Raw genomic sequence first — 1,229 nt, 5'->3', positions numbered from 1 at the left:
TCGCCGGGGTTCTTTTCGCCTTTCCCTCACGGTACTGGTTCACTATCGGTCAGTCAGGAGTATTTAGCCTTGGAGGATGGTCCCCCCATATTCAGACAGGATAACACGTGTCCCGCCTTACTCATCGAACTCACACTACCAACACCTTCGGATACAGGGCTATCACCTGCTGCGGCCAGCCTTTCCAGACTGTTCTCCTGATGCTGATAGTGATTAAGGTTCTGGGCTGCTCCCCGTTCGCTCGCCGCTACTGGGGGAATCTCGTTTGATTTCTTTTCCTCGGGGTACTTAGATGTTTCAGTTCTCCCGGTTCGCTTCATTACCCTATGTATTCAGGTAATGATAGTGCAACGAATTGCACTGGGTTTCCCCATTCGGAAATCGCCGGTTATAACGGTTCATATCACCTTACCGGCGCTTATCGCAGATTAGCACGTCCTTCATCGCCTCTGACTGCCTAGGCATCCACCGTGTACGCTTATTCGCTTAACCTCACAACCCGAAGGTGTCTTATATGAACCGACGGACTGCGCTTTGCGATTTCTTTGTCGGGCGGTGCTCGTGATGCTCACATACCTGAGTATGCTGCGCTCACTGCGCTCCGGCCTTCGCGAAATCACTTCGCTCGCCGCGTCTTACACTGAAGAACACGTTCAAAGTTGTTCGGCTGAGAGACTCATCAATATTACCTCGGTGATAATATTGATTGTTTCAATTTTTCAGCTTGTTCCGGATTGTTAAAGAGCATAATAATTCACAGCATACCGTTTCCGGTAAACTCTGAATTATTTTTCAGATATCAGATAATGGTGGAGCTAAGCGGGATCGAACCGCTGACCTCCTGCGTGCAAGGCAGGCGCTCTCCCAGCTGAGCTATAGCCCCATTATTTGGTTTTTCCGGGTCACCTTCACCTTCATCAAAAGGTGCTTTTTACTGAGACAAGGCGTGGGTTCGCGAAGTTTACTGAAGTAAACAAGCGGAGCCGCAACGCAGTATCAGTGAAAAGTGGTAGGCCTGAGTGGACTTGAACCACCGACCTCACCCTTATCAGGGGTGCGCTCTAACCACCTGAGCTACAAGCCTATTCCCGGTATCTGCTTCTTTCTATCAGACAATCTGTGTGAACACTCACATTCTGTATCAACTAGGTAAGGAGGTGATCCAACCGCAGGTTCCCCTACGGTTACCTTGTTACGACTTCACCCCAGTCATGAATCACAAAGTGGTA

The 1,229-nt window shown here is 49.6% G+C and carries 2 tRNA genes and 2 rRNA genes; all 4 read right to left on the bottom strand.

The window, feature by feature from the left end:
- A 23S ribosomal RNA gene (locus tag AAZR23_RS20660) occupies positions 1-492 on the bottom strand; the annotation flags it as partial.
- Between the two features lie 315 nt (positions 493-807).
- A tRNA-Ala gene (locus AAZR23_RS20655) sits at positions 808-883 on the bottom strand.
- Between the two features lie 124 nt (positions 884-1,007).
- A tRNA-Ile gene (locus AAZR23_RS20650) sits at positions 1,008-1,084 on the bottom strand.
- 66 nt (positions 1,085-1,150) lie between these two features.
- Positions 1,151-1,229, bottom strand: a 16S ribosomal RNA gene (locus tag AAZR23_RS20645); the annotation flags it as partial.

Origin of the sequence: Morganella sp. Je.2.23, assembly GCF_051129855.1 — a bacterium.
Taxonomy (GTDB): Bacteria; Pseudomonadota; Gammaproteobacteria; order Enterobacterales; family Enterobacteriaceae; genus Morganella; species Morganella sibonii.
Note: the sequence above shows the minus strand (reverse complement) of the source record. Positions and strands in the feature narration are given on the sequence as shown.